Here is a 22,254-nt window from a genome sequence, read left to right as displayed (position 1 = left end):
TACATAAAAAATGGCAAAAGATATAAAATTTGATATTGAAGCACGCGACGGTTTAAAACGTGGTGTTGATGCATTAGCAAACGCTGTAAAAGTAACTTTAGGTCCTAAAGGACGTAACGTAATCATCGGAAAAAGTTTTGGTGCACCTCATGTAACTAAAGATGGTGTTTCTGTAGCTAAAGAAATTGAATTAGACGACGCTCTTGAAAACATGGGAGCGCAAATGGTAAAAGAAGTAGCTTCAAAAACTAACGATTTGGCAGGTGACGGTACAACCACTGCTACTGTTTTAGCTCAGGCCATCGTGAAAGAAGGATTAAAAAATGTTGCTGCCGGTGCTAATCCAATGGATTTAAAACGTGGTATCGATAAAGCTGTTGAAGCCATCACAAAAGATCTTGAAGCACAATCTCAGGAAGTAGGAAACTCTTCAGAAAAAATCAAACAAGTTGCTGCAATCTCTGCTAACAACGATGACACTATTGGAGAATTAATTGCACAAGCGTTCTCTAAAGTTGGTAAAGAAGGTGTTATCACTGTTGAGGAAGCTAAAGGTATGGATACTTATGTTGATGTTGTTGAAGGTATGCAATTCGACCGCGGTTACCTATCGCCTTACTTCGTTACAAATACAGATAAAATGATTGCTGAATTAGACAATCCTTATATATTATTATTCGACAAAAAGATTTCTAACCTACAGGAAATCCTTCCAATATTAGAACCAGTTGCTCAATCTGGTCGTCCATTATTAATCATCGCTGAAGATGTAGACGGACAAGCATTAGCTACTTTAGTAGTAAACAAATTACGAGGTGGATTAAAAATCGCTGCCGTTAAAGCTCCTGGTTTTGGTGACAGACGTAAAGCCATGTTAGAAGATATCGCTATCTTAACTGGTGGTGTTGTTATTTCTGAAGAAAGAGGATTTACCTTAGAAAATGCAGATTTAAGCATGTTAGGTACTGCTGAAACTGTAACGATTGATAAAGACAATACAACTATTGTTAACGGTTCTGGTGATGCGGACAACATTAAAGCACGTGTAAACCAAATTAAAGCGCAAATCGAAACAACGACTAGCGATTACGATAAAGAAAAATTACAAGAGCGTTTAGCTAAATTAGCTGGTGGTGTTGCTGTTCTTTACGTTGGTGCTGCTTCTGAAGTTGAAATGAAAGAGAAAAAAGACCGTGTTGATGATGCTTTACATGCAACAAGAGCTGCTGTAGAAGAAGGTATCGTTGCAGGTGGTGGTGTTGCTTTAGTAAGAGCAAAAGCTGTTTTAGAAGGACTTACTACTGAAAACTTAGACGAAGTTACAGGTATTCAAATCGTAGCTCGTGCTATCGAAGCGCCTTTACGTACTATCGTAGAAAATGCAGGTGGTGAAGGTAGCGTTGTTGTTAACAAAGTATTAGAAGGTGATGCAAACTTTGGTTACGATGCTAAATCTGAAGCTTATGTTGATATGCTTAAAGCAGGTATTATCGATCCTAAGAAAGTTACACGTGTAGCATTAGAAAATGCAGCATCTGTTTCTGGAATGATCTTAACTACCGAATGTGCTCTAGTTGACATTAAAGAAGATGCGCCAGCTATGCCAATGGGTGGTGGTATGCCAGGCATGATGTAATTGAGAGCCTCGATACGCAAATAATAAATTCAAAAAACGCTCCAACAAATGTTGGAGCGTTTTTTTATGACTTTATTTATTCAGCTTATAATAGTAAAACGCTGGTAACAACAGTAATAATATTAAAGGCTGAATAAGAAATCTTCTAAAATTGAAAAACAAGTAATAATCTTCCTGTCTCGGATTAACAACAAAATACAGGAATATTAAAATTAATACAATATATGCTACGGCATAAAAGAACACCGAAAACTTAACAATCGACAAATCTTTAAAAAACAAATAGAGAATACCTAACGACACCAAAGTATTCAACCAAAAGCGCAAACTGGTATAAAGCACAAGCTTTGCCAACTCACGCCTTGGGCTATCGATGTATAAATAGTCATTTTTAAAAAACGTAAGATACGGGTCATAAAACAAATTACCTTCGTAAGCGCGGATTAGAATCAACAATCCAAATAAAACAGCAAGCAATATGTAAGTTAAAGCTTTAGGCATTTACACGTTTTATTTTTGAAAACCGATTCACCCAAAATACCCAAAGCAAAAACATCATACCATAAATAATCACGGGAAATATAACTTCATGCAATACAGCTTCATACTCTGGATAGTAATACAACCCTAAATTAATGATAACAATTCGAATAAGATTCACCACATAAATTAAAACACTTCCAAGTAACATGTAAATAGAAGTGGTTTTAAAATCTGATGCAAAGGCAGCAATAAATGATACGAACAGAATAATCACACTAAAGGCATTACAACCTTCAATAATTCTCGAAATATAACTGCCATTCAACAAAACTTTAATAGAAGGTTCGTTTGGATGAGGAATCATATCTACCTGACACCCTAAAACCTGTAACAAATCCTGACATTGCACAGCCACTAAATGCGTTATATAATCCGGATAATACAAGGAACCGTCTGAAAATTGTAAGTAAAACTTATACCCTAACGACAACATCAAATAAACTGACAAAAAGGTCAGTATAAATTTAATAACGAGTTTGTATTTTACTAGAAGTGCTTTCAAATGATAACGTTAAAATTCCTTTTAACTGAATTTCGAAATTACAGCTTTTTAAATACTTTTGCTAAAACTTTTGAATTATGATTTTTGAAACCCTAAAACCTCAAGTAGAAACTATAATCGCAAATACGTCTAAATCGGTAGATGAGCGTCTTTTAAATATTTGCGAAATTTTAGAAGCAAATGTTAGTTATTACAATTGGGTTGGGTTTTATTTTAGAAACGGTGATAAAGAAGAATTAAAACTTGGTCCTTATGTTGGCGAACCAACCGACCACACGATTATTCCGTTTGGAAAAGGCATTTGCGGACAAGTAGCTGTAAGCAACCAAAATTTTGTAGTTCCAGATGTTGCGGCTCAAGACAACTACATAGCTTGTAGCATTACTGTGAAAGCCGAAATCGTTATTCCTATTTTTGTTAATGGTGAAAATATTGGGCAAATCGACATTGACTCTAACACCCCTGACCCGTTTACAGAAGCCGACGAACGCTTTTTAGAATTTGTTTGCGCTCAGGTGGCATCCATTTTATAGTCAAATTTCAGCTTCAAAAGCTTGCATTTTTAGCTTAATTAAAAATTGTTTTTCACCTGATTTTAAAGCAAAAAATTCTCCGTGTTTTTTCAACATTTCTAAGTCTGTTTTTGAGCAAAAAATAACTACTTTTGCACTTTATAACTAGTTTAGAAAAATGAGCAACGAAAAAACAGTAAAATCAGCATTAATTTCAGTATTTAGTAAAGACGGTTTAGAGCCAATCGTAAAAAAACTAAACGAACAAGGTGTAACCATCTACTCTACTGGAGGAACTCAAACATTCATTAACGACTTAGGTATCGACGTCGTTCCTGTTGAAGAAATTACATCGTACCCATCTATTCTTGGTGGTCGTGTAAAAACATTACACCCAAAAGTATTTGGTGGTATTTTAAACAGACAAAATAATGAAAGTGACGTTAAAGAATTGGCGGATTTCGAAATCCCTCAAATCGATGTCGTTATTGTTGATTTATACCCGTTTGAAAAAACAGTTGCTTCAGGCGCTAGCGAACAAGATATTATTGAAAAAATCGATATAGGTGGAATTTCGTTAATTCGTGCAGCTGCTAAAAACTTTGCAGATGTTACTTGTGTGGCGTCTGTTGATGATTACGCTGAATTCTTAGAAATCATTTCTAAAAACAACGGAAGCATTTCATTAGAAGATAGAAAACGTTTTGCTACAAAAGCCTTCAACGTATCATCGCACTACGATTCTGCTATCTTCAACTACTTCAACCAAAACAATGAAGAAGTAGTTTTAAAAATTAGCGAAACTAACGGTAAAGCTTTACGTTACGGAGAAAACCCACACCAAAAAGGATCGTTCTTCGGAGATTTCGACGCGATGTTTACCAAACTTAACGGAAAAGAATTAAGCTACAACAACCTATTAGATGTTGATGCTGCCGTTAACTTAATTAACGAATTTAAAGGTGAAGCACCTACATTCGCTATCTTAAAACACAACAATGCTTGTGGTTTTGCTCAAAGCGAAACGATTCACCAGGCTTACGTTGATGCTTTAGCCGGAGATCCTGTTTCTGCTTTTGGTGGAGTTTTAATCAGCAACACGGCTATTGATAAAGCAACTGCTGAAGAAATCAACAGTTTATTCTGTGAAGTGATTATCGCTCCAGCTTACGAAGACGAAGCTGTAGAAATCTTAAAAAGCAAAAAGAACAGAATTATCCTTGTTTTAAATGATGTAGAATTACCTCAAACAAACGTTAGAAGTTGTTTAAATGGAATTCTTGTTCAAGACAGAAATAATGTAACAGATACTATTGAAGGTTTAACTTACGTGACTAACAACAAGCCTTCTCAAGCCGAGTTAGAAGATTTAATCTTTGCTTCAAAAATTTGTAAGCACACAAAATCTAACACCATAATTTTAGTTAAAAACAAACAATTATGTGCTGGTGGAACTGGACAAACAAGCCGTGTTGACGCTTTAGAGCAAGCAATTCACAAAGCAAACTCATTTAACTTCGATTTAAATGGTGCGGTAATGGCAAGTGATGCATTTTTCCCATTCCCTGATTGTGTAGAGATTGCAAACAAAGCAGGTATTAAAGCGGTTATTCAACCAGGTGGTTCTATTAAAGACCAATTAAGCATCGATTACTGTAACGATAACGATGTGGCTATGGTATTTACAGGAACACGTCACTTTAAACACTAAAAACACACAAATATTAAGGTTTAAATAGTCTAAAGCTTGATAAATCTCGTATAACTACACTAAGTACGAATTTATTAAAATTTGTAGGCGTTTAAACCTTAATATATTTATTAACTTTTACTACATTTACGAGAAACGTTTTAAACCTCAAAAATTATTTAATTGCCCATGGGATTTTTTGACTTCCTAACCGAAGAAATCGCAATAGATTTAGGTACTGCCAACACCTTAATTATTCACAACGACAAAGTTGTTGTTGATGCTCCTTCTATCGTTGCTCGCGATAGAGTATCAGGTAAAATTATTGCCGTCGGACAGGAAGCCAGTTTAATGCAGGGAAAAACCCATGAGAACATTAAAACCATTCGTCCGTTAAAAGACGGGGTTATTGCAGATTTCGACGCTTCAGAACAAATGATTAGTATGTTTATTAGAAACATACCGGCATTAAAAAAGAAGTTCTTCACACCGGCATTACGTATGGTGGTTTGTATTCCATCGGGAATTACAGAGGTTGAAATGCGTGCGGTTAAAGAAAGTGCCGAGCGCGTAAATGGTAAAGAGGTTTACTTAATACACGAACCAATGGCTGCGGCAATTGGTATTGGTGTGGATATTATGCAACCTAAAGGAAATATGATTGTAGATATAGGTGGTGGTACTACCGAAATCGCCGTTATTGCCTTAGGAGGTATTGTATGTGACAAATCGGTAAAAATTGCGGGAGACGTATTTACAAACGATATTGTTTACTACATGCGTACACAACACAACTTATATGTTGGTGAGCGTACTGCTGAAAAAATTAAAATTCAAATTGGTGCAGCAACCGAAGATTTAGAGTTGCCACCAGACGATATGAGCGTTCAGGGTCGTGATTTATTAACAGGAAAACCTAAACAGGTTTCTATATCACACCGTGAAATTGCTAAAGCCCTTGATAAATCTATTTTACGAATTGAAGATGCGGTTATGGAAACCTTATCGCAAACCCCGCCCGAATTAGCTGCCGATATTTACAATACTGGTATTTATCTTGCCGGTGGTGGTTCTATGCTTAGAGGTTTAGACAAACGTTTATCTTTAAAAACAGATTTACCGGTTTATATCGCAGAAGATCCTTTAAGAGCCGTAGTAAGAGGTACAGGCATTACACTTAAAAATTTACCTAAATACAAAAGTGTACTGATTAAATAGGCGTATAAAACATGCAACAGATTATTAATTTCATAATAAGAAACAAAAACTTCTTGTTGTTCTTGTTGCTGTTTGGTATTTCCTTGTTTTTTACAATTCAGTCACATTCGTATCACAAAAGTAAGTTTATAAATTCGGCAAACTTTTTAACAGGTGGCGTTTACAATTCGGTAAGTAATATTAATGGCTATTTCAATTTAAAATCGCAAAACGAAATTTTAGCTGAAGAAAACAACCATCTAAAAAACTTACTATATAATTCAAATACCAAAGCTGATTCTGTTTTTATAGACACTTTAGACACGCAGGACATTTATAAATTTAGAACTGCTAATATTATTAGAAACAATTATTCGTCAACCGACAATATGCTTCTAATCAACAAAGGCTCTAAAGATAGTATTCATGAAGATTTTGGTGTTATTTCATCGAAAGGTATAATAGGTGTGGTTAACAAAACCAGCCGAAATTATGCTACAGTAATTTCAGTATTAAATACCACAATAAAAATTAGTGCGCAATTAAAGAAAACAAATCACTATGGCTCATTAACCTGGAATGGTAAAAATCCTGCTTTTGCACAGCTAATCGACATTCAAAAAATAGCGCCTGTTAAAAAAGGCGACACTATTGTAACAACCGGAATGTCTTCTATTTTCCCTAAAGGAATTCCTGTGGGTGTTGTTGATAATTTTAAGTTAGACGCTGCTGAAAACTTTTATGAAATTAACGTGAAGTTATTCAACGATATGACCAATATCGAATATGTTTATATTATAGAAAACACCGATAAAGAAGAAATAAACAATTTAATAAGCGGAAGAGGAAATGAATAATACCGCTTACTCAAATATTGCCCGCTTTATTGTTCTAGTACTGGTTCAGGTACTTATATGTAACCATATCAATTTCTTAGGGTATATTAATCCGTACCCATACATTTTATTCATTTTATTATTTCCGGTAAAAAACAATCGTTTATTAATTATCTTTTTAAGTTTTTTAATAGGATTAGCTATCGATTTGTTTCAGGATTCCGGAGGTATTCACGCAGCAGCAAGTGTTTTTATTGCTTACGCAAGACCATTAATTTTAAAGTTCTCCTTTGGGATGATGTACGAGCACCAAACCATTAAATTTGATAATGTGGAGTTTGGATCTAAATTCACCTATATTTCCATACTTACGCTATTGCATCATTTTGTATTGTTTTCTTTAGAAATATTTAATGCTTCAAAAGTAATTTTAGTGCTTCAGAAAACGTTATTCTCAAGTATATTTACTATTTTATTGTGCATTCTTGCAACCATTATTTTTAGCAGAAAAAAATAGATGAGACAGTTTTTGCTTTACATTATTATAGTTCTAGCAGGATTATTGTTTATTTCTAGGCTATTTTATCTCCAAATCTATAATCCGAGTAGTGATAATTTATTTGAAGACAATGCCATTAGAAAAGTTTACGATTATCCGAAGCGCGGTTTTGTTTTCGACAGAAACGGTGAACTATTAGTATCTAACCAGCCATCTTATGATGTGATGGTGATTCCTCGTGAAGTAAAGCCACTGGATACTTTAGAGTTTTGTTCTTTATTGAAAATAGACAAACAACGCTTTAAAGATATTTACGACAAAGCATACCACTACTCGCCTCGCTTACCTTCAGTATTTATTCCACAGTTATCAAAAGCTGATTATGCTGTTTTACAGGAAAAAATGCGGAAGTTCGAAGGGTTTTATATTCAGAAACGTTCGCTCAGACATTATCAGACCTCTATCGGCGCTAACGTTCTGGGAGATATTGGTGAGGTGAACTACGGAGATATGAAAAATGATCCGTATTATAAATCTGGAGATTTAAAAGGAAAGCAAGGTATCGAAGCTTCTTACGAAAATATTCTACGCGGTGTAAAAGGGATCAAGTTCATTCAAAAAGATCGATTTAATAGAAATATTGGCCCCTATAAAGAAGGGATTTATGACACCCTTCCTGTTCAGGGAAAAGACATTACCATTACCATTGATGCCAATTTACAGGCTTACGGAGAATTATTAATGCGTAATAAACGTGGTGGAGTCATAGCCATTGAGCCTTCATCTGGTGAGATTCTTGCCATGATTGCTGCCCCAACCTATAACCCCAACTTATTAGTCGGTCGCGATCGTTCTAAAAACTTCACTAAATTGTTTAACGATTCTATTGCTAAACCACTTTTCAACAGAAGTTTACAAGGTGTTTATGAACCAGGTTCCCCTTTCAAATTGATGAATGCTTTAATAGCACTTCAGGAGGGCGTTATGACACCTAATGAAACAGTAACCTGTTCAGGAGGATACCATTATGGTGGTCGTGTTATGAAATGCCACTGTGCCTATGGCACCAGAAACAATATGATTGGTGGCATTCAGCATTCCTGCAATGCATACTTTGCTACTGCCTATCGAAAAATATTAGATAAAAACGGAAGCGCTTCAGATGGCATTAACAAATGGAGTGCACACGCCAAGAGTTTTGGTTTAGGAAACTTTTTAAACAACGATTTGTTCGTGGGGCAAAAAGGAAGAATTCCTGATAGAGATTATTACAAATACATTTATCCTAATACCTTCTACTCTACTTATACCATATCAAACGCTATTGGTCAGGGTGAAGTGGCTACCACGCCTATTCAATTAGCCAATATGATAGCTGCTATTGCAAATCGTGGTTATTATTACACACCGCATATCATTAAACATATTGAAGGTGAAGAAATCCCGGAAGATTTTACAACGCCTAAATACACAACCATAGATAAACAAAATTTCGAACCGGTTATTGAGGGCATGTTACAGGTATATCGCCAAGGAACTGCATCTGCCTTACAGGTAAAAGATATTGACATTTGCGGAAAAACGGGTACGGTGGAAAACTTTGCAATTATAGACAGTGTAAAAACGCAGCTTACCGACCACTCTATATTTGTGGCTTTCGCACCTAAAGAAAACCCAAAAATTGCCTTAGCTGTTTTTGTTGAAAATGGATATTGGGGAAGCCGCTTTGCAGGTCGTGTAGCAAGTTTACTTATAGAAAAACATCTAAAAGGAGAGATTACGCGTACAGATTTAGAAGACTGGTTATTAAGACACACCTTAGAACATGAATATGAAAAGCCATATTCAGGAAAACCATTTGGGATAAACAGAGCAACAACATTAGAACAAGTATCGCCGGAAGAATACAAAGAACTAAAAGAAGAATTAGCCAAACTTAACAACCAAAATATTAATGGTTAGAGACACACATCGACATTTTAAATTTGACTGGATTACCATTTTTCTTTTTCTACTGTTAGCTGGCTTTGGTTGGATTAATATTATATCGGCGTCTCATGTTGGCGAAGGCATTGATTATTTTGACTTTTCGCAACCCTACGGCAAGCAGCTTATCTTTATCTTCTTAACCTTTATACTTATTGTATTACTACTTGCCATAGACGCTAAATTTTACGAACGGTTCTCCAGTGTTATTTATATTATATCCATGCTCTCTCTTATGGGATTATTTGTGTTTGGTAAAAATGTAAACGGAGCAACCTCCTGGTATGGCATTGGAGGCATGACGATTCAGCCCAGTGAGTTTGCCAAGACCGCAACGGCACTGGCTGTTGCCAAATACGTAAGTGACCTAAATACGAATATAAAAACCTTTAAAGACCAAATACAAGTTTTTATAATCATTATCATTCCTGCCCTATTAGTATTACTGCAAAACGATACCGGTAGTACTATTGTTTACGGTGCGTTTTTCTTTGTTTTATATCGCGAAGGATTACCAAAATTCTATTTAAATATTGGAGTTTCCCTTATCCTAATATCCATTTTATCACTAAAATTTGGAGGATTAATAGCAACAATTGTTGCAGGTATTTTAATCTTCGGGTATTATTTTTTAAATAAACGAAGATCTAATCTTTTAGCATTCGTTGCTGTTTTTTTATTATCAGCTGGTGTCGCCTTCGGAATAAAATTCTTTTACAATTCGGTATTACAACCTCACCAAAAAGACCGTATTAGTTTATGGCTTCGCTTAGAAAAAGACCCGGAAAAGTTAGAGCAAATGAAAAGAACTTTTGCTTATAATTTAAACGAGTCTGAAAAAGCCATTGGTTCCGGTGGTTTTACAGGAAGAGGTTTTATGGAAGGCACCAGAACAACTGGTAAATTTGTACCCGAACAGCACACCGATTATATTTTCAGTACCGTTGGGGAAGAATGGGGATTTCTTGGAAGTTCTCTTGTTGTTATTGTATTCATTCTGTTATTGCTTAGAATTCTTCATTTAGCCGAATTACAAAAATCACAGTTTAGTCGGGTTTACGGTTACAGTGTTGCGGCCATTATTTTTGTGCATTTCTTTATAAATATTGGGATGGTTATGGGTTTAATACCAACCATTGGTATTCCTCTGCCTTTATTTAGTTATGGTGGTTCCGGACTTTGGGCATTTACCATTTTAATCTTTATCTTTATAAAATTAGATTCGAACAGAATCAATGAATGGTAGTCTAAAACAGACTTTTATCAATCCTCATTTTATGAAAGTATATAGAATTCTTTTCTTAGGAACAGTTCTGATTATGTTCTCTTGTCACGGACCAAAAAATCTTTTTCGAAATGGATTTTCAGCCGAACAAACTGCCTTAATAATGGATTCAGACTCTTTAACTCCTATGAGTGTTTATAAAATCACAGATAAAAAAGATTCTCTTTTACTCCGCACTAAAAGTTCAAAAATAAAGGCAAATCCCGATGATGTCGTTTTACAGCAGTTTGTAAAACGTTTATATGCGACTGTAAGAGACAGTATGTCTATGGGTGTGGGCATTGCTGCGCCTCAGGTTGGAATTTTAAAAAATATTATTTGGGTACAGCGCTTCGATAAAGAAAACCTTCCTTTTGAAGTGTATTTAAATCCGGTTATAAAGGAGTATTCTAAAAAGAAACAGGTTTGCAAAGAAGGTTGTTTATCAATCCCTGATAGAAGCGACACTTTAAGCACGAGAGCTTTTAGTATAAAAATTGCTTACGATACTATAGAAGACCAACACAAAACCGAAACGGTTGAAGGCTTTACTTCGGTAATCTTTCAGCACGAAATAGACCATTTAAATGGCATCTTGTACCTCGATCACTTATCGAAAGAAATACAAGACGCCACTAAATAATTTACTGTTTTTTGATTTCTAACTTTTCAGCAAAGTAATCGCAGAAATCTTTCATGGTTGCAGTCATTTTCTCATCCTGTGTCGCTCGGTGAAACGTGTCACTCATAGCTACAAGGGTTTGATGGAAAAACACTTTCATTTCATCGACAGGCATATCTTTCGTCCATAAGTCGATGCGTAACGTTTCCTGTGCATTAGAATCCCAAACCGAAAGCAACATGGCTTTAGCTTCTTCCTGAGTAATTCCGCCATCTTCAGCAGTCCAAAATAATTTTTCTGGAATTCTATTCTCGTCAAGTTCTACTTGAAGTTCTATTTTTGAAGTATGATTTTTTGACATTTATCTTCTTGGTTTAAACTTTGAGTTATTAAAAATTTCTTCGGCATTTGCAGTAAGCATATCTTTTAAAGACACCTCATTATTTTTCATATATGCTCTTACAATTTGCCATCCTATATATTGTCCCAGTTGTCCTGGTGATTCTGAATCGATACCTTCCAAATAAAATTTAGAAAACGGTGCATCGGCTATAAATCGTCCTGATAATTTAGAATCGGTACTGAACAGCATTTCACGCTCTACAAAATAACGCCAGATATAACTTTCATTGGTTTGTGCCCATTTTAATTCGTCTTCTGTATACCCTATTCGAGACGCTTCGCTTTTAAATGGCACCATAATATCCTTAAAATACAGTTGTTTTCCGAAATATATCATTTCATCCAAAAAGGTTCTGTTATGAACAGGATAGATATATTTTTTGGCGTATTCTCCTGCCAGATCAACCACAATGTTTTCCTTGTTAAATCCTTCTCGCAAATACACTGGAATACTTTGATAAAACTCATGATCGGCCCCCAAATAATTATCTAAAGCCACAATATCAATCGTATCGGTTACTATAACGCGGTTTCTGTAATCGACATCACTGGTAACCGTAATAATTCTTGGCACATGAAATTCCGGGAAATAATATTTTAAATGATTGAAAAGCGATTCTATGTCTAATTCGGTCTGCGAAAAATTATTAAAGGTTTTATCGACCTCTTTAAACAACACCTTTTGTAAACTATCTGAAGCCTTATCTAACCAAAATGAATCTGTAAATTTTTCATTAAACATAAAAGGGTATGCCGTTTTTAAATCTTTTAATTTAGAAGGCGTTAACTTTGAAAACAATTGGTCGAATCGCTCAACCTTGGCATCAACATTAATTTTTGCAATTTCGCTCTCTAATTTATCTTCTTTTTGACAAGAAATAACACTTGCTAAAAAAATTAAAAACAATAATCCCTGTTTCATATAAAACTTAAACGCTATAAATTTTTATTAATTGGCCGATTCGTTTATTTTTGTTTACAAAGGTACTATTCTTAGAATTAAATTCATTTAATATGCAAACAGAAAAAGTTGTAGATTATATAGTTAATTGGCTAAAAGATTACGCTACAAAAGCAGGCGTAAAAGGATTTGTAATTGGTATATCTGGCGGAATCGATTCTGCCGTAACCTCAACACTTTGTGCCAAAACAGGTTTACCACTTTTATGTTTAGAAATGCCCATTCATCAGGCACCTAATCAAGTGAGTCGGGCTTTAAACCATATTGAATGGTTACAAGCTAATTTTAAAGATGTTACTATGACACAGGTAAACTTAACACCTGTGTTCGATAGTTTAATTGCTTCTTTACCATCTGTAGAAAGTGAAGAAGAACGTTTTATGTCGTTAGCCAATACCAGAGCCAGACTTAGAATGACTTCCCTTTATTACTTTGCTGCTTTAGACAGACTATTAGTGGCAGGAACAGGTAACAAAGTTGAAGATTTTGGTGTTGGATTCTATACAAAATATGGTGATGGCGGTGTAGATTTGAGCCCTATTGCCGATTTATACAAAACGCAGGTTTACGAAATCGCTAAATTCTTAGGCGTTAATCAGGAAATTATTGATGCAGCACCTACAGACGGATTGTGGGGAGACGACCGTACAGACGAAGACCAAATAGGCGCTTCGTACCCGGAATTGGAATGGGCTATGGAAAGAGATGCCGAAGGTAAGACTGCCGAAGACTTCACTGGACGTGAGCAAGAAGTGTTTAAAATCTACAAACGACTTAATACAGCTAACAAACATAAGATGATTCCTATACCTGTTTGCGAAATTCCAAACAATTTGCTTTAATTATTGCAAATCACATAATAATTACCTACTTTTGTATTAAGCTTATTCTCTCAATTATAATAACCTCTCTAACTAATTATAATAAAGCTTTAAAATTATGGTAAAAGTATTAATAGCAGACAATCACCCTATTACCAGGAAAGGGCTTGAGGTTCTATTTTCTGCATCTTCAAACATTAAAATTGTAGGAAGTGTTGACAACGGCGAAGCCGCAATGGAATTCATCAAAAATAATCCTGTAGACATCCTTTTAACAGAAGCAGATCTTCCAAAATTAAACGGGTTAACCATTTTACGTTATCTTAAAAAAGATTATCCAGACGTAAAAACCATTATTTTTAGTGGTGAACCAGAAGAAGTATATGCGATTAACGCCATTAAAGCCGGCGCTAATGGGTATTTACATAAATCTGTAAACGTTATCACCATTAACGAGGCTATCTTAAAAGTAGCTGAAGGTGGTATTTATTTAAGTAATGAGTTAACACAACAGTTAGCATTTGGAAGCCGAGCAAACAAATCTGGAACTTTCTATAAAAAACTTTCTACTAGAGAAGCCGAAGTTTTAAAACTTCTTACAATCGGTAAAAAGAATAAAGAAATTTCTAAGGAGCTTGATATTAACGAAAAAACCGTTAGTACTTATAAAGCACGTTTAATGCGTAAATTAAAAGTGACTAACTTGGTAGATTTAGTTAATCAAGCCAAACTTAAAGAATCGTTATAGAACACGATTAAGTTTTCTAGACAGTAACATTTTCAAACCAGAATAGTCTTTAACTTCTTCAAGTACATTTCTATTTACATCGGCTTTATTAGCCAATGTTTCTTGTTGAAATTCCTTGACTTTTTGGTCTATTAAAAAACAACGGAGGTTAAGTATAGTTTCACTAACTAATTGAGCAACGCTGTGCTGTTTTTCTTTAGGAAAGATATCCATGCGTTGCCAATTATCTAGTGTATAGCGTTCGTCTTCCATCAAGATATTGGAAATCTCATAACCCATATCGGGGTCTACCGAATTGATAAAACTCTTCAATTCAAAATTCTCATTCTGATTTAAAGCTTCAATAAGGGTATAATAAATGGTTTTAAACTGCGGATTCCCAAACTGCATTTCATCATCCTGTAAGTCTAAATAAATTTTCTCAAATACTTTAGCAGTATGAATAACGGGTTCCAGCTCCAATTCGCCTTTATCATTTTCCTTTAAAACCAAATCTTCAAACTCTTCAGACTTATTTCCGTAAAGCAATAAGATTTCAATAATTTTGCGCTCTAACAAATACTGAACATCAACCTTTTTAACCGTTGCAGGTTGTTGCTGATTTTTAATAACGTCGAAAGCTTTGTAATCGCCTCTACCCGACTTTTTATCATCGCCTGCATCCTTATTTGTAATTTGAGCCAAAGTACTAAAAAGAACATCTTCACTTATATCCATAATTCGGGCACACTCCTGAATATAAATTTCCTTTTTAATCTGATCCGGAATTTTTGATATACTATTAACTATATCTCTAACCGTTTCAGCCTTTTTTATTGGGTCGTTTTTAGATTCTTCAAAAAGTATGGAGGCTTTAAACTGAATAAAATCTTTGGAATTTTCGTTTAAATATTCAGTTAACTCCTCTAAAGTATTTTGCCTGGCAAAACTATCTGGGTCTTCACCTTCCGGAAACGAACACACTTTAACATTCATGCCCTGCTCCAAAATTAAATCGATACCACGAAGCGATGCACGCATACCCGCTGCATCACCATCAAAAAGCACAGTAATGTTTTTAGTAAGACGATTAATTAAGCGAATCTGCTCTGATGTTAATGCCGTTCCAGATGATGACACCACATTGGTGACCCCGGTTTGGACAAACTGAATCACATCCGTATAACCTTCAACTAAATAACAATTATCTTCTTTGGCAATACTTTGTTTGGCATCATAAATTCCGTAAAGCACATTACTTTTATGGTAAATATCACTTTCCGGTGAATTCAGGTATTTCGCCGCCTTTTTATCATTAATCAGAATTCGACCCCCAAAACCAAGCACGCGACCACTCATACTTTTAATAGGGAACATAACCCGCCCTTTAAAACGGTCGAAACGCTTTTCGTCCTTTACAATGGTTAATCCAGTTTTTTCAAGATAATCTAAATTATATCCTTGCTTTAAGGCTTCATCGGTAAAGGCCTGCCATTCATCAAGCGAATATCCTAAATCGAATCGTTTTATAGTCTCTTCGGTAAATCCACGTTCTTTAAAATAGCTCAAACCAATAGACTTACCCTGATCGGTTTTATGAAGTATTTTTTGAAAATAAGAACTTGCAAATTCACTTACCAAGTACAAACTCTCGCGTTCATTGGCCTTCTCCTTTTGCTCGTTACTTACTTCAGTTTCTTCGATTTCAATATTGTATTTTTTTGCCAAATACTTTATAGCCTCTGGATATGTAAAATGTTCGTGTTCCATTAAAAACGACACCACTGTACCTCCTTTTCCAGTGGAGAAATCTTTCCAGATTTGTTTTACCGGCGACACCATAAAACTTGGGGAACGCTCATCGCTAAACGGACTTAAGCCTTTAAAGTTGCTACCTGCTTTTTTAAGCTGAACAAAATCGCCGATAACCTCCTCGACACGGGCGGTTTCAAAAACTAAATCTATAGAAGCAGGAGAAATCAAATGGTTTGGTTTTTAATTTTAAAAGATTGCTTTGTAACGCTTTTTACTGATTGCAAAAATAGACTTAAACTCCAAAATACTAAAAATTCAAACAAAATTAATTCTCTTTTAATCGAAATGAAGATTATCTTGTTGTTGTAACATTTTAATTACAAGTTCGTCAACAAATTAAACACCCTTAAAACATAGAAAATGAACCTTCGAAAACTATCAATTATTACAGGTTTAAGCTACTTTATAATCTTCTTTGCTGCCATATTTGCAAATTTTTTCGCCATTGAAGCCTTACTGAAAAATCCCTTAGAAACCATTCAACAAAATCATCTCTTGGTTAGATTTGGAATATTAGCCTTTTTAGTCACTGTTGTTTTTGATGTTGTGGTGGCTTGGGCCCTTTACTTACTTTATAAATCAAATTATTTATCTTCATTAAGTACCCTTTTTAGAATAATGCATGCCGCTATAATGGGCGTTGCGATTTTTGCTTTACCTTTAGCTTTTAAAGCCACCACCAGCAACGACATTTTAAATCATGTACATACATTTAATACAATATGGCTCATTGGACTTTTCTTTTTTGGAATTCATTTAATTCTTTTAGGAAGAATAATTAACACGCCAAAATTTATCACATTATTTGTAATACTTGCCGGAGTCATGTATATGATTGATACATGTGCCCATTTTTTACTTCCGGATTATGATGCGTACAGCTCAATATTCTTAGCTTTAGTTGCCATACCAAGCATTATTGGTGAGATGTCCTTAGCAATATGGCTTCTGCTTAAAGGATTTAAAAATAACGCATAAAAAAAGCGACACTTAACGGTGTCGCTTTTTTAAATTCTAATCAACATCAAATCTAAGTCCGACAGATATATTATTTTGTCTGATATCCTGATTTTTAAATAGTGGTGATAAATCATATTTAACGTATAGTGCTACATCATCGATAGCCAGATATCCACTTAATCCGTAAACCAGATTACTGGTATTAAAACTACGTTTTTGTTTTTCTTTAGAACGATCTCCATCGGCTGTATATTTTAATTTTTGACGCGTTCCTACATTAAACCCACCGTAACCACCAAGACCTATTTTAAACTGATTTTTGGTTGAATACCTAAAATAATTTTCGCGTTCTATTTTTTTAGAAGGCCCGAACTCAAAATGCACCGGGAATACTAAATTAGAAACTGATAATTTAGCCTTTTTAAGTTCATGAGGAAAAAGCTCCAGATACGTTTGATCTCCATCCTGAACAAAATATTGATTATCGTTGGCTTTTAATCCATTAATTTGAAGCGACCATCCGTATTTTAATCTCATAAAATTAGACTCTTTAAACACTCTGGTTTTCCATGCCCAACCCATTTCAAAGAAACGAGAACCTCCAAATTTATAAGGCGAATCATCAAGCTTATCGCCTTCAATTATGGCATTATTAAACCCGAAAGCCAAAACAAAATCGCTTGTTGTACGTCTATCGTATTTTCTTGGCTTGTCATTTTTTTTATCGCCAACAAACACAATACTTTCACTTGTTTCGTCTCCCTTTCCAATTCTTATTATAATATTTTCATTGTCATCTTCAATATCATAATCGGTTTCATTACGTTTAAGTAATTCTATTTTATTATCTATTATAGCTACTCGATTTTCAATATTCAAAGCACGTTTTTTAGCTGCTTCTTTCTTTAAAATATCGGCTTCCAGATTGGTTAATTCACCTTTTTCAAGTCTTACATTTATAGCCTCCACTTCTTGTTTCAGCATCTCGCGTTCCTGACTTTGAATGGTTTCCTTCTCTTTTAATAAAAGTTCAATTTTCTCCTTATTATTAACATTTTGAATGGTGTCTTGCGCATTGATGAATTGCACACTTAAACACAGTGCCGTGAGCACTAAAATTTTAGTAATTGTTTGCATAACTGTTCGTTTTTTGTCCCGAAACGGGTTTGATAATTATTATTTGATTGAATGATGATTTACTGATTACGTTGTGCTACGGCTGTTTTTACAGTTCCAAAACTGGTTTTTATAGCATCGAAGATCTTACTTCTAAACGACTGGTCTAATTCGGTTTCTACATCTTGAAGTAACAAATCGGCATCGACAACACCCGTAGACTGATTTAAAATTCTTTGTTTATTAATGCTTCGCTGCGCATCCAGAAGCAAAGCTTCAATTTCATTATCTGTCACCTCTTTATTATGCGTCATTAAATCGTTAACCTTAGCTATTACTTCTTCAACCTTTTGGTCTTCAAAACTTAATTCCTTTTTAAGTTGATTATTGGAATTTTGTAATTCCTCAGACATATCTGATTGCTCCTGAGCTACTACAATTCGCTGCTCTTGTTTAGAAATAACGTCATGTTGTTTTTTAAGCATTGATTCTTCAATAACTTTATTCGTAGTATTTTCTTCAACCTTTGAAGTATCCTTAACATTTTGAGAAACAACTTCCATAGGAATTGTTTCTTCGACAACTTTAGGATTATTTACAATAACAGGTACTGTTTCTTCTGTTTTTGTAAATACAGTTACCAAAAACAAAACACCAATAAAACTCGCCGCAATACCTAACCATAAATACCTTTTGTTGCTCGACTTATTTTCATTAGCATCTAATCGTTTTGAAAGTGTATTCCACGCATCGGCCGAAGGTTTCATAGTTCTTCCTTCAAGCTTTTCCTTTATCTGTTTTTCAAAATTATTTCGTGCCATAGCTTGTTGTGTTTCTGTTCGTAATTTTATCCTGTAAAAGCTTTCTCGCTTTGAATAACTGAGATTTTGAAGTGCTTTCAGCAATATCAAGTAAACTCGCAATCTCCTGATGCTTGTAGCCTTGAATGGCATACATAATAAATACTATTTTATAACCTTCAGGTAATTCGTCTATCAGGTGTTGTATCTCTTCTACTTCAATTTCGGTAGCTATATTATTGGTAAATTCATTTTTAATATCGACTTCTTCAACCGGAAATTCCACATGTTTTTGTTGCCTTAAGTAACTTATGGATTCCCGAACCATAATTCTTCTTATCCAACCTTCAAAACTACCTTCACCTCTAAAACTCTTCAAATTTGTAAACACCTTAAAAAAACCATTCATCATAACTTCTTCGGCATGATACACATCTTTTAAATAGTATCGGCACACGCTTAACATTTTAGGCGCATGCATTTCGAATAACATGTGCTGCGCCTCGCGATTATTTTTTATCGCTCGCTTAATAAGTGCCGATTCGTTTTTATGAAGTTGTATAACTTTCAATAAGGTGTTCATTTGGTCTTCTATTTAAATAGACGAGAATTTTTAAGTAATGGTTGCCTGAGCTTTTATTTTTTTTGAAAAATTAATCAAACTACTATATACCAACAATTTAATTTACAACTAACATTAATTTAAACTCTCTTTATTAAGATTTTTAATAAATCTGTTATTGCAGACTACTAAAACACAATAAAATTAACTTCAATTCAAGAGTAAATTAGACCGTAACCGATTGATAAGTATATAATTTTATAAGAAACAAATTATGAAGCAAGTATATTTTTAGAAATATTTTTAACAAAAATGAATAAACGTTAATTTTAATTTACATATAACCTTAAATCTCTATCTATTCTTCAATTTTTAAGTATATTTAAGAACATACTTATTAATATATGAACAATAACAATCTTTTTTCTTCCTATGATAAGTTACCCAACACTTGGGATGAAATGTACAATGACGATGTGGAGTTTAGAACTCAGTATGAACAATTTATTGAATATTTAAAAAACACTTCACCCGAAAAACTATCGACCAAAGAAGAACTTGCCAAGCAGTTATTTATGAGTCAAGGCGTCACCTTTACCGTATACAATAACAATGAAGGTATTGAAAAAATATTCCCTTTCGATATTGTTCCCAGAATAATCACAGCTGATGAATGGGACAAAATAGAACGAGGCATTAAACAACGACTTAAAGCTTTAAACCTCTTTATTAAGGATATTTATCATGAACAGTTCATTATTAAGGACGGTATTATACCTAGTGAATTAATATTTTCCTGTCCTTATTATTTAAGAGAAATGAAAGGCGTTAATGTGCCTCACGATATCTATGTACATATTTCGGGAGTCGATTTAATTCGTAATGAAGATGGCGAGTTTTACGTTCTTGAAGACAATTTAAGAACACCCTCCGGAGTAAGTTATATGTTAGAAAACAGGGAAATATCGAAACGTTTATTTCCTGGCGTGTTACCCAAAAACGGCGTTCGGTCGGTATCAAATTACCCCAATTATTTATATCGAAAACTAAAAGAACTTTCTCCTATTTCTAATCCCAATGTGGTGTTATTAACACCCGGAATATATAACTCTGCTTATTACGAGCACACCACTTTGGCTAGACTTATGGGTATTGAACTTGTTGAAGGTAGCGACCTAGTCGTTAAAGATCATTTTGTTTACATGAAAACAACTAATGGTCTAAAACAAGTTGATGTGATTTACAGACGTGTTGATGATGATTATCTAGACCCTTTAGAATTTAAAGCCGAAAGTGTTTTAGGTGTTGCCGGAATTATGGCTGCCTACCGAAAAGGCAATGTTATAATTGTAAATGCACCAGGAACAGGAATTGCCGACGATAAAGCCATTTACATTTATGTTCCGGACATGATTAGATATTACTTAGGGGAAGAACCAATTTTAAAAAATATTAAGACCTATCAGCTTAGTAAACCAGAGGAACTTGAATATGTCACCGAGCACATTCGAGAAATGGTTATTAAAAAAACAGACGGTAGTGGCGGTTACGGCATGCTTATGGGACACGAAGCAAGCGAAGAAGAAATCAAAGATTATTTAGATACCGTTAAAAAGAAACCCGATGGCTTTATTGCACAACCCATTTTAAAGCTATCTACAGCGCCCTGCTTTATAGATGGAAAACTATCCCCTCGCTGTATAGACTTGCGACCATTTGCCCTAACAGGTGCTGACGGCATTGATATTTGTCCAGGTGGTTTAACAAGAGTTGCCCTTAAAAAAGGATCCTTAGTTGTTAATAGCTCACAAGGCGGAGGCAGTAAAGACACATGGGTTTTAAAATAATTTAAAAAGAAAGAACGAATATATGTTAAGTAGAGTAGCAAATAACCTTATCTGGATGAACAGATATATGGCGCGTGGTAATGGCATTTTAGCTTTATTGAAAGTAAATTTTTATGCCAATCAAGATTCACCTGAACTTTTTTCCTGGACTCCTGTCATTAAAAATTTCGCTTCATCTGAAACGGAATTTTATACCGAAGATCCCATAGAATGTATTGATTATATGATTTTTGATGTTAGCAATGACAACTCTATTGTTAATATCGTTACTAGAGCCAGAGAAAATGCAAGAAGCGTTCAGGAACATATTTCAAGAGAATCCTGGTTATGCATAAACAACTACTACTTATTCGTAACAAATAATAATCTTAGGCAACGCCTTAAAGAAGAAGACCCTATCCGTCTATTAGAAGAATTATTGGGGCATCATTTAATGTTTTATGGTACCAACGACATTATGCAAGAACGTGGTCCTGCTTATTATTTTATGAATGTTGGGCGCTATTTAGAACGCGTTATTTTAATTTCAGATTTCACAACATTAAAACTTGAAGAAATTCGGCATGCAACAGACGACTTAGAAAAGGGATTATATTGGAGAAACCTACTATTAGTTGTTGGTGGTTATCAAAAATATTTGAAAACCTATAAATCTTCATTTAATGAAGACCAAATCGTAGATCTTATTTTCAGAGATAAACTCTTTCCGCGATCGGTTTATTATTGCATTAATAAATTAAACAGACACATTACGGAGCTTATTGATGCCGGAGAACTTGGCAACAATAATTTACAATTTCTATTAGGAAAATTAGAAAGCAGTATTAAATACACCACCATTGAAAATATAAATGAACAGGGACTTCTTAATTTCGTAGAAGGCATTAAACAAGACATTCGAGACATCTCTGAAGACATCAATTCTGTTTACTACACCCCAATCAATTAAGTATTAC

At 34.5% G+C, this 22,254-nt stretch carries 22 protein-coding genes; 14 read left to right on the top strand and 8 right to left on the bottom strand.

Annotated features, from left to right (window positions below):
* The first annotated feature begins 10 nt into the window (after nt 1-10).
* Nucleotides 11-1,636, top strand: coding sequence for a chaperonin GroEL (gene groL, locus NO995_RS14490; protein ID WP_240573587.1), 1,626 nt, complete (start codon nt 11-13; stop codon nt 1,634-1,636).
* Between the two features lie 72 nt (nt 1,637-1,708).
* On the opposite strand, the gene NO995_RS14485 is transcribed toward groL, so the two are convergent.
* Both NO995_RS14485 and xrtF read right to left on the bottom strand, forming a co-directional pair.
* Entirely contained in the window at nt 1,709-2,137 is a 429-nt protein-coding gene (locus NO995_RS14485; protein WP_258228117.1) for an exosortase F system-associated protein, read from the bottom strand.
* Nucleotides 2,130-2,681 carry an exosortase family protein XrtF gene (gene xrtF / locus NO995_RS14480; RefSeq protein ID WP_258228116.1) on the bottom strand — a complete coding sequence of 184 codons (552 nt, stop codon included), beginning with the start codon at nt 2,679-2,681 and terminating at the stop codon, nt 2,130-2,132. Before xrtF ends, NO995_RS14485 begins: the two co-directional genes overlap by 8 nt.
* A 77-nt stretch (nt 2,682-2,758) precedes the next feature.
* Between xrtF and NO995_RS14475 the strand changes: the two genes are divergently transcribed.
* From NO995_RS14475 to def, 8 genes are all read left to right on the top strand, one after another.
* Nucleotides 2,759-3,214 (top strand): GAF domain-containing protein, encoded by a 456-nt coding sequence (locus tag NO995_RS14475; RefSeq protein WP_258228115.1) that lies wholly within the window; start codon nt 2,759-2,761, stop codon nt 3,212-3,214.
* Nucleotides 3,215-3,371: 157 nt separating this feature from the next.
* The gene (gene purH, locus NO995_RS14470; protein ID WP_240573591.1) at nt 3,372-4,904 is read left to right on the top strand and encodes a bifunctional phosphoribosylaminoimidazolecarboxamide formyltransferase/IMP cyclohydrolase; all 1,533 of its coding nucleotides are present in this window, start codon (nt 3,372-3,374) and stop codon (nt 4,902-4,904) included.
* 168 nt (nt 4,905-5,072) lie between these two features.
* Nucleotides 5,073-6,101, top strand: coding sequence for a rod shape-determining protein (locus tag NO995_RS14465; protein WP_240573592.1), 1,029 nt, complete (start codon nt 5,073-5,075; stop codon nt 6,099-6,101).
* Nucleotides 6,102-6,112: 11 nt separating this feature from the next.
* Nucleotides 6,113-6,937 carry a rod shape-determining protein MreC gene (gene mreC / locus NO995_RS14460; RefSeq protein WP_258228114.1) on the top strand — a complete coding sequence of 275 codons (825 nt, stop codon included), beginning with the start codon at nt 6,113-6,115 and terminating at the stop codon, nt 6,935-6,937.
* Complete coding sequence (locus tag NO995_RS14455) at nt 6,930-7,433, top strand: rod shape-determining protein MreD (RefSeq protein WP_258228113.1); 504 nt, start codon at nt 6,930-6,932, stop codon at nt 7,431-7,433. Before mreC ends, NO995_RS14455 begins: the two co-directional genes overlap by 8 nt.
* A complete protein-coding gene (mrdA, locus tag NO995_RS14450) occupies nt 7,434-9,377 on the top strand; it encodes a penicillin-binding protein 2 (RefSeq protein WP_258228112.1) in 1,944 nt (647 codons plus the stop codon).
* Nucleotides 9,370-10,647, top strand: a complete 1,278-nt coding sequence (gene rodA / locus NO995_RS14445) for a rod shape-determining protein RodA (RefSeq protein ID WP_240573596.1) — start codon at nt 9,370-9,372, stop codon at nt 10,645-10,647. Before mrdA ends, rodA begins: the two co-directional genes overlap by 8 nt.
* Before the next feature lie 31 nt (nt 10,648-10,678).
* Complete coding sequence (def, locus tag NO995_RS14440) at nt 10,679-11,308, top strand: peptide deformylase (protein ID WP_258228111.1); 630 nt, start codon at nt 10,679-10,681, stop codon at nt 11,306-11,308.
* Nucleotide 11,309: 1 nt separating this feature from the next.
* On the opposite strand, the gene gldC is transcribed toward def, so the two are convergent.
* Both gldC and gldB read right to left on the bottom strand, forming a co-directional pair.
* On the bottom strand, nt 11,310-11,648 hold the full coding sequence (gene gldC / locus NO995_RS14435) for a gliding motility protein GldC (protein WP_258228110.1): 339 nt from the start codon (nt 11,646-11,648) through the stop codon (nt 11,310-11,312).
* Nucleotides 11,649-12,611 carry a gliding motility lipoprotein GldB gene (gldB, locus tag NO995_RS14430; RefSeq protein WP_258228109.1) on the bottom strand — a complete coding sequence of 321 codons (963 nt, stop codon included), beginning with the start codon at nt 12,609-12,611 and terminating at the stop codon, nt 11,649-11,651. It abuts the gene before it with no gap.
* A 92-nt stretch (nt 12,612-12,703) separates the two neighbouring features.
* Here gldB and nadE point away from each other — a divergent pair, with 92 nt between their 5' ends.
* On the top strand, nt 12,704-13,492 hold the full coding sequence (gene nadE, locus NO995_RS14425) for an NAD(+) synthase (protein WP_240573600.1): 789 nt from the start codon (nt 12,704-12,706) through the stop codon (nt 13,490-13,492).
* Nucleotides 13,493-13,589: 97 nt separating this feature from the next.
* Nucleotides 13,590-14,219: a response regulator transcription factor gene (locus NO995_RS14420; RefSeq protein WP_240573601.1), complete on the top strand. Its 630-nt coding sequence runs from the start codon at nt 13,590-13,592 to the stop codon at nt 14,217-14,219.
* Here the strand turns inward: NO995_RS14420 and dnaG are convergent.
* A complete protein-coding gene (gene dnaG, locus NO995_RS14415) occupies nt 14,214-16,181 on the bottom strand; it encodes a DNA primase (protein ID WP_240573602.1) in 1,968 nt (655 codons plus the stop codon). The two genes, NO995_RS14420 and dnaG, sit on opposite strands and share 6 nt — an antisense overlap.
* 192 nt (nt 16,182-16,373) lie before the next feature.
* Between dnaG and NO995_RS14410 the strand changes: the two genes are divergently transcribed.
* Nucleotides 16,374-16,991: a DUF4386 domain-containing protein gene (locus NO995_RS14410; protein ID WP_258228108.1), complete on the top strand. Its 618-nt coding sequence runs from the start codon at nt 16,374-16,376 to the stop codon at nt 16,989-16,991.
* A gap of 36 nt (nt 16,992-17,027) precedes the next feature.
* Here NO995_RS14410 and NO995_RS14405 read toward each other — a convergent pair whose 3' ends face one another.
* The 3 genes from NO995_RS14405 to NO995_RS14395 are packed head-to-tail and all read right to left on the bottom strand — an operon-like array spanning nt 17,028 to nt 19,472.
* Nucleotides 17,028-18,110: a hypothetical protein gene (locus NO995_RS14405; RefSeq protein ID WP_258228107.1), complete on the bottom strand. Its 1,083-nt coding sequence runs from the start codon at nt 18,108-18,110 to the stop codon at nt 17,028-17,030.
* 59 nt (nt 18,111-18,169) lie between these two features.
* Nucleotides 18,170-18,910 carry a hypothetical protein gene (locus NO995_RS14400; RefSeq protein ID WP_258228106.1) on the bottom strand — a complete coding sequence of 247 codons (741 nt, stop codon included), beginning with the start codon at nt 18,908-18,910 and terminating at the stop codon, nt 18,170-18,172.
* Nucleotides 18,897-19,472 (bottom strand): RNA polymerase sigma factor, encoded by a 576-nt coding sequence (locus NO995_RS14395; protein ID WP_258228105.1) that lies wholly within the window; start codon nt 19,470-19,472, stop codon nt 18,897-18,899. Before NO995_RS14395 ends, NO995_RS14400 begins: the two co-directional genes overlap by 14 nt.
* Before the next feature lie 383 nt (nt 19,473-19,855).
* Here NO995_RS14395 and NO995_RS14390 point away from each other — a divergent pair, with 383 nt between their 5' ends.
* Nucleotides 19,856-21,298 carry a circularly permuted type 2 ATP-grasp protein gene (locus tag NO995_RS14390; RefSeq protein ID WP_258228104.1) on the top strand — a complete coding sequence of 481 codons (1,443 nt, stop codon included), beginning with the start codon at nt 19,856-19,858 and terminating at the stop codon, nt 21,296-21,298.
* A 22-nt stretch (nt 21,299-21,320) separates the two neighbouring features.
* A complete protein-coding gene (locus NO995_RS14385) occupies nt 21,321-22,247 on the top strand; it encodes an alpha-E domain-containing protein (RefSeq protein WP_258228103.1) in 927 nt (308 codons plus the stop codon).
* The last annotated feature ends 7 nt before the right edge of the window (nt 22,248-22,254 follow it).

Origin of the sequence: Aestuariibaculum sp. M13 (assembly GCF_024723255.1) — a bacterium.
GTDB classification, from domain to species: domain Bacteria; phylum Bacteroidota; class Bacteroidia; order Flavobacteriales; family Flavobacteriaceae; genus Aestuariibaculum; species Aestuariibaculum lutulentum.
The sequence above is the reverse complement of the archived record's forward strand: the minus strand, read 5'-3'. Positions and strand labels throughout refer to the sequence as shown.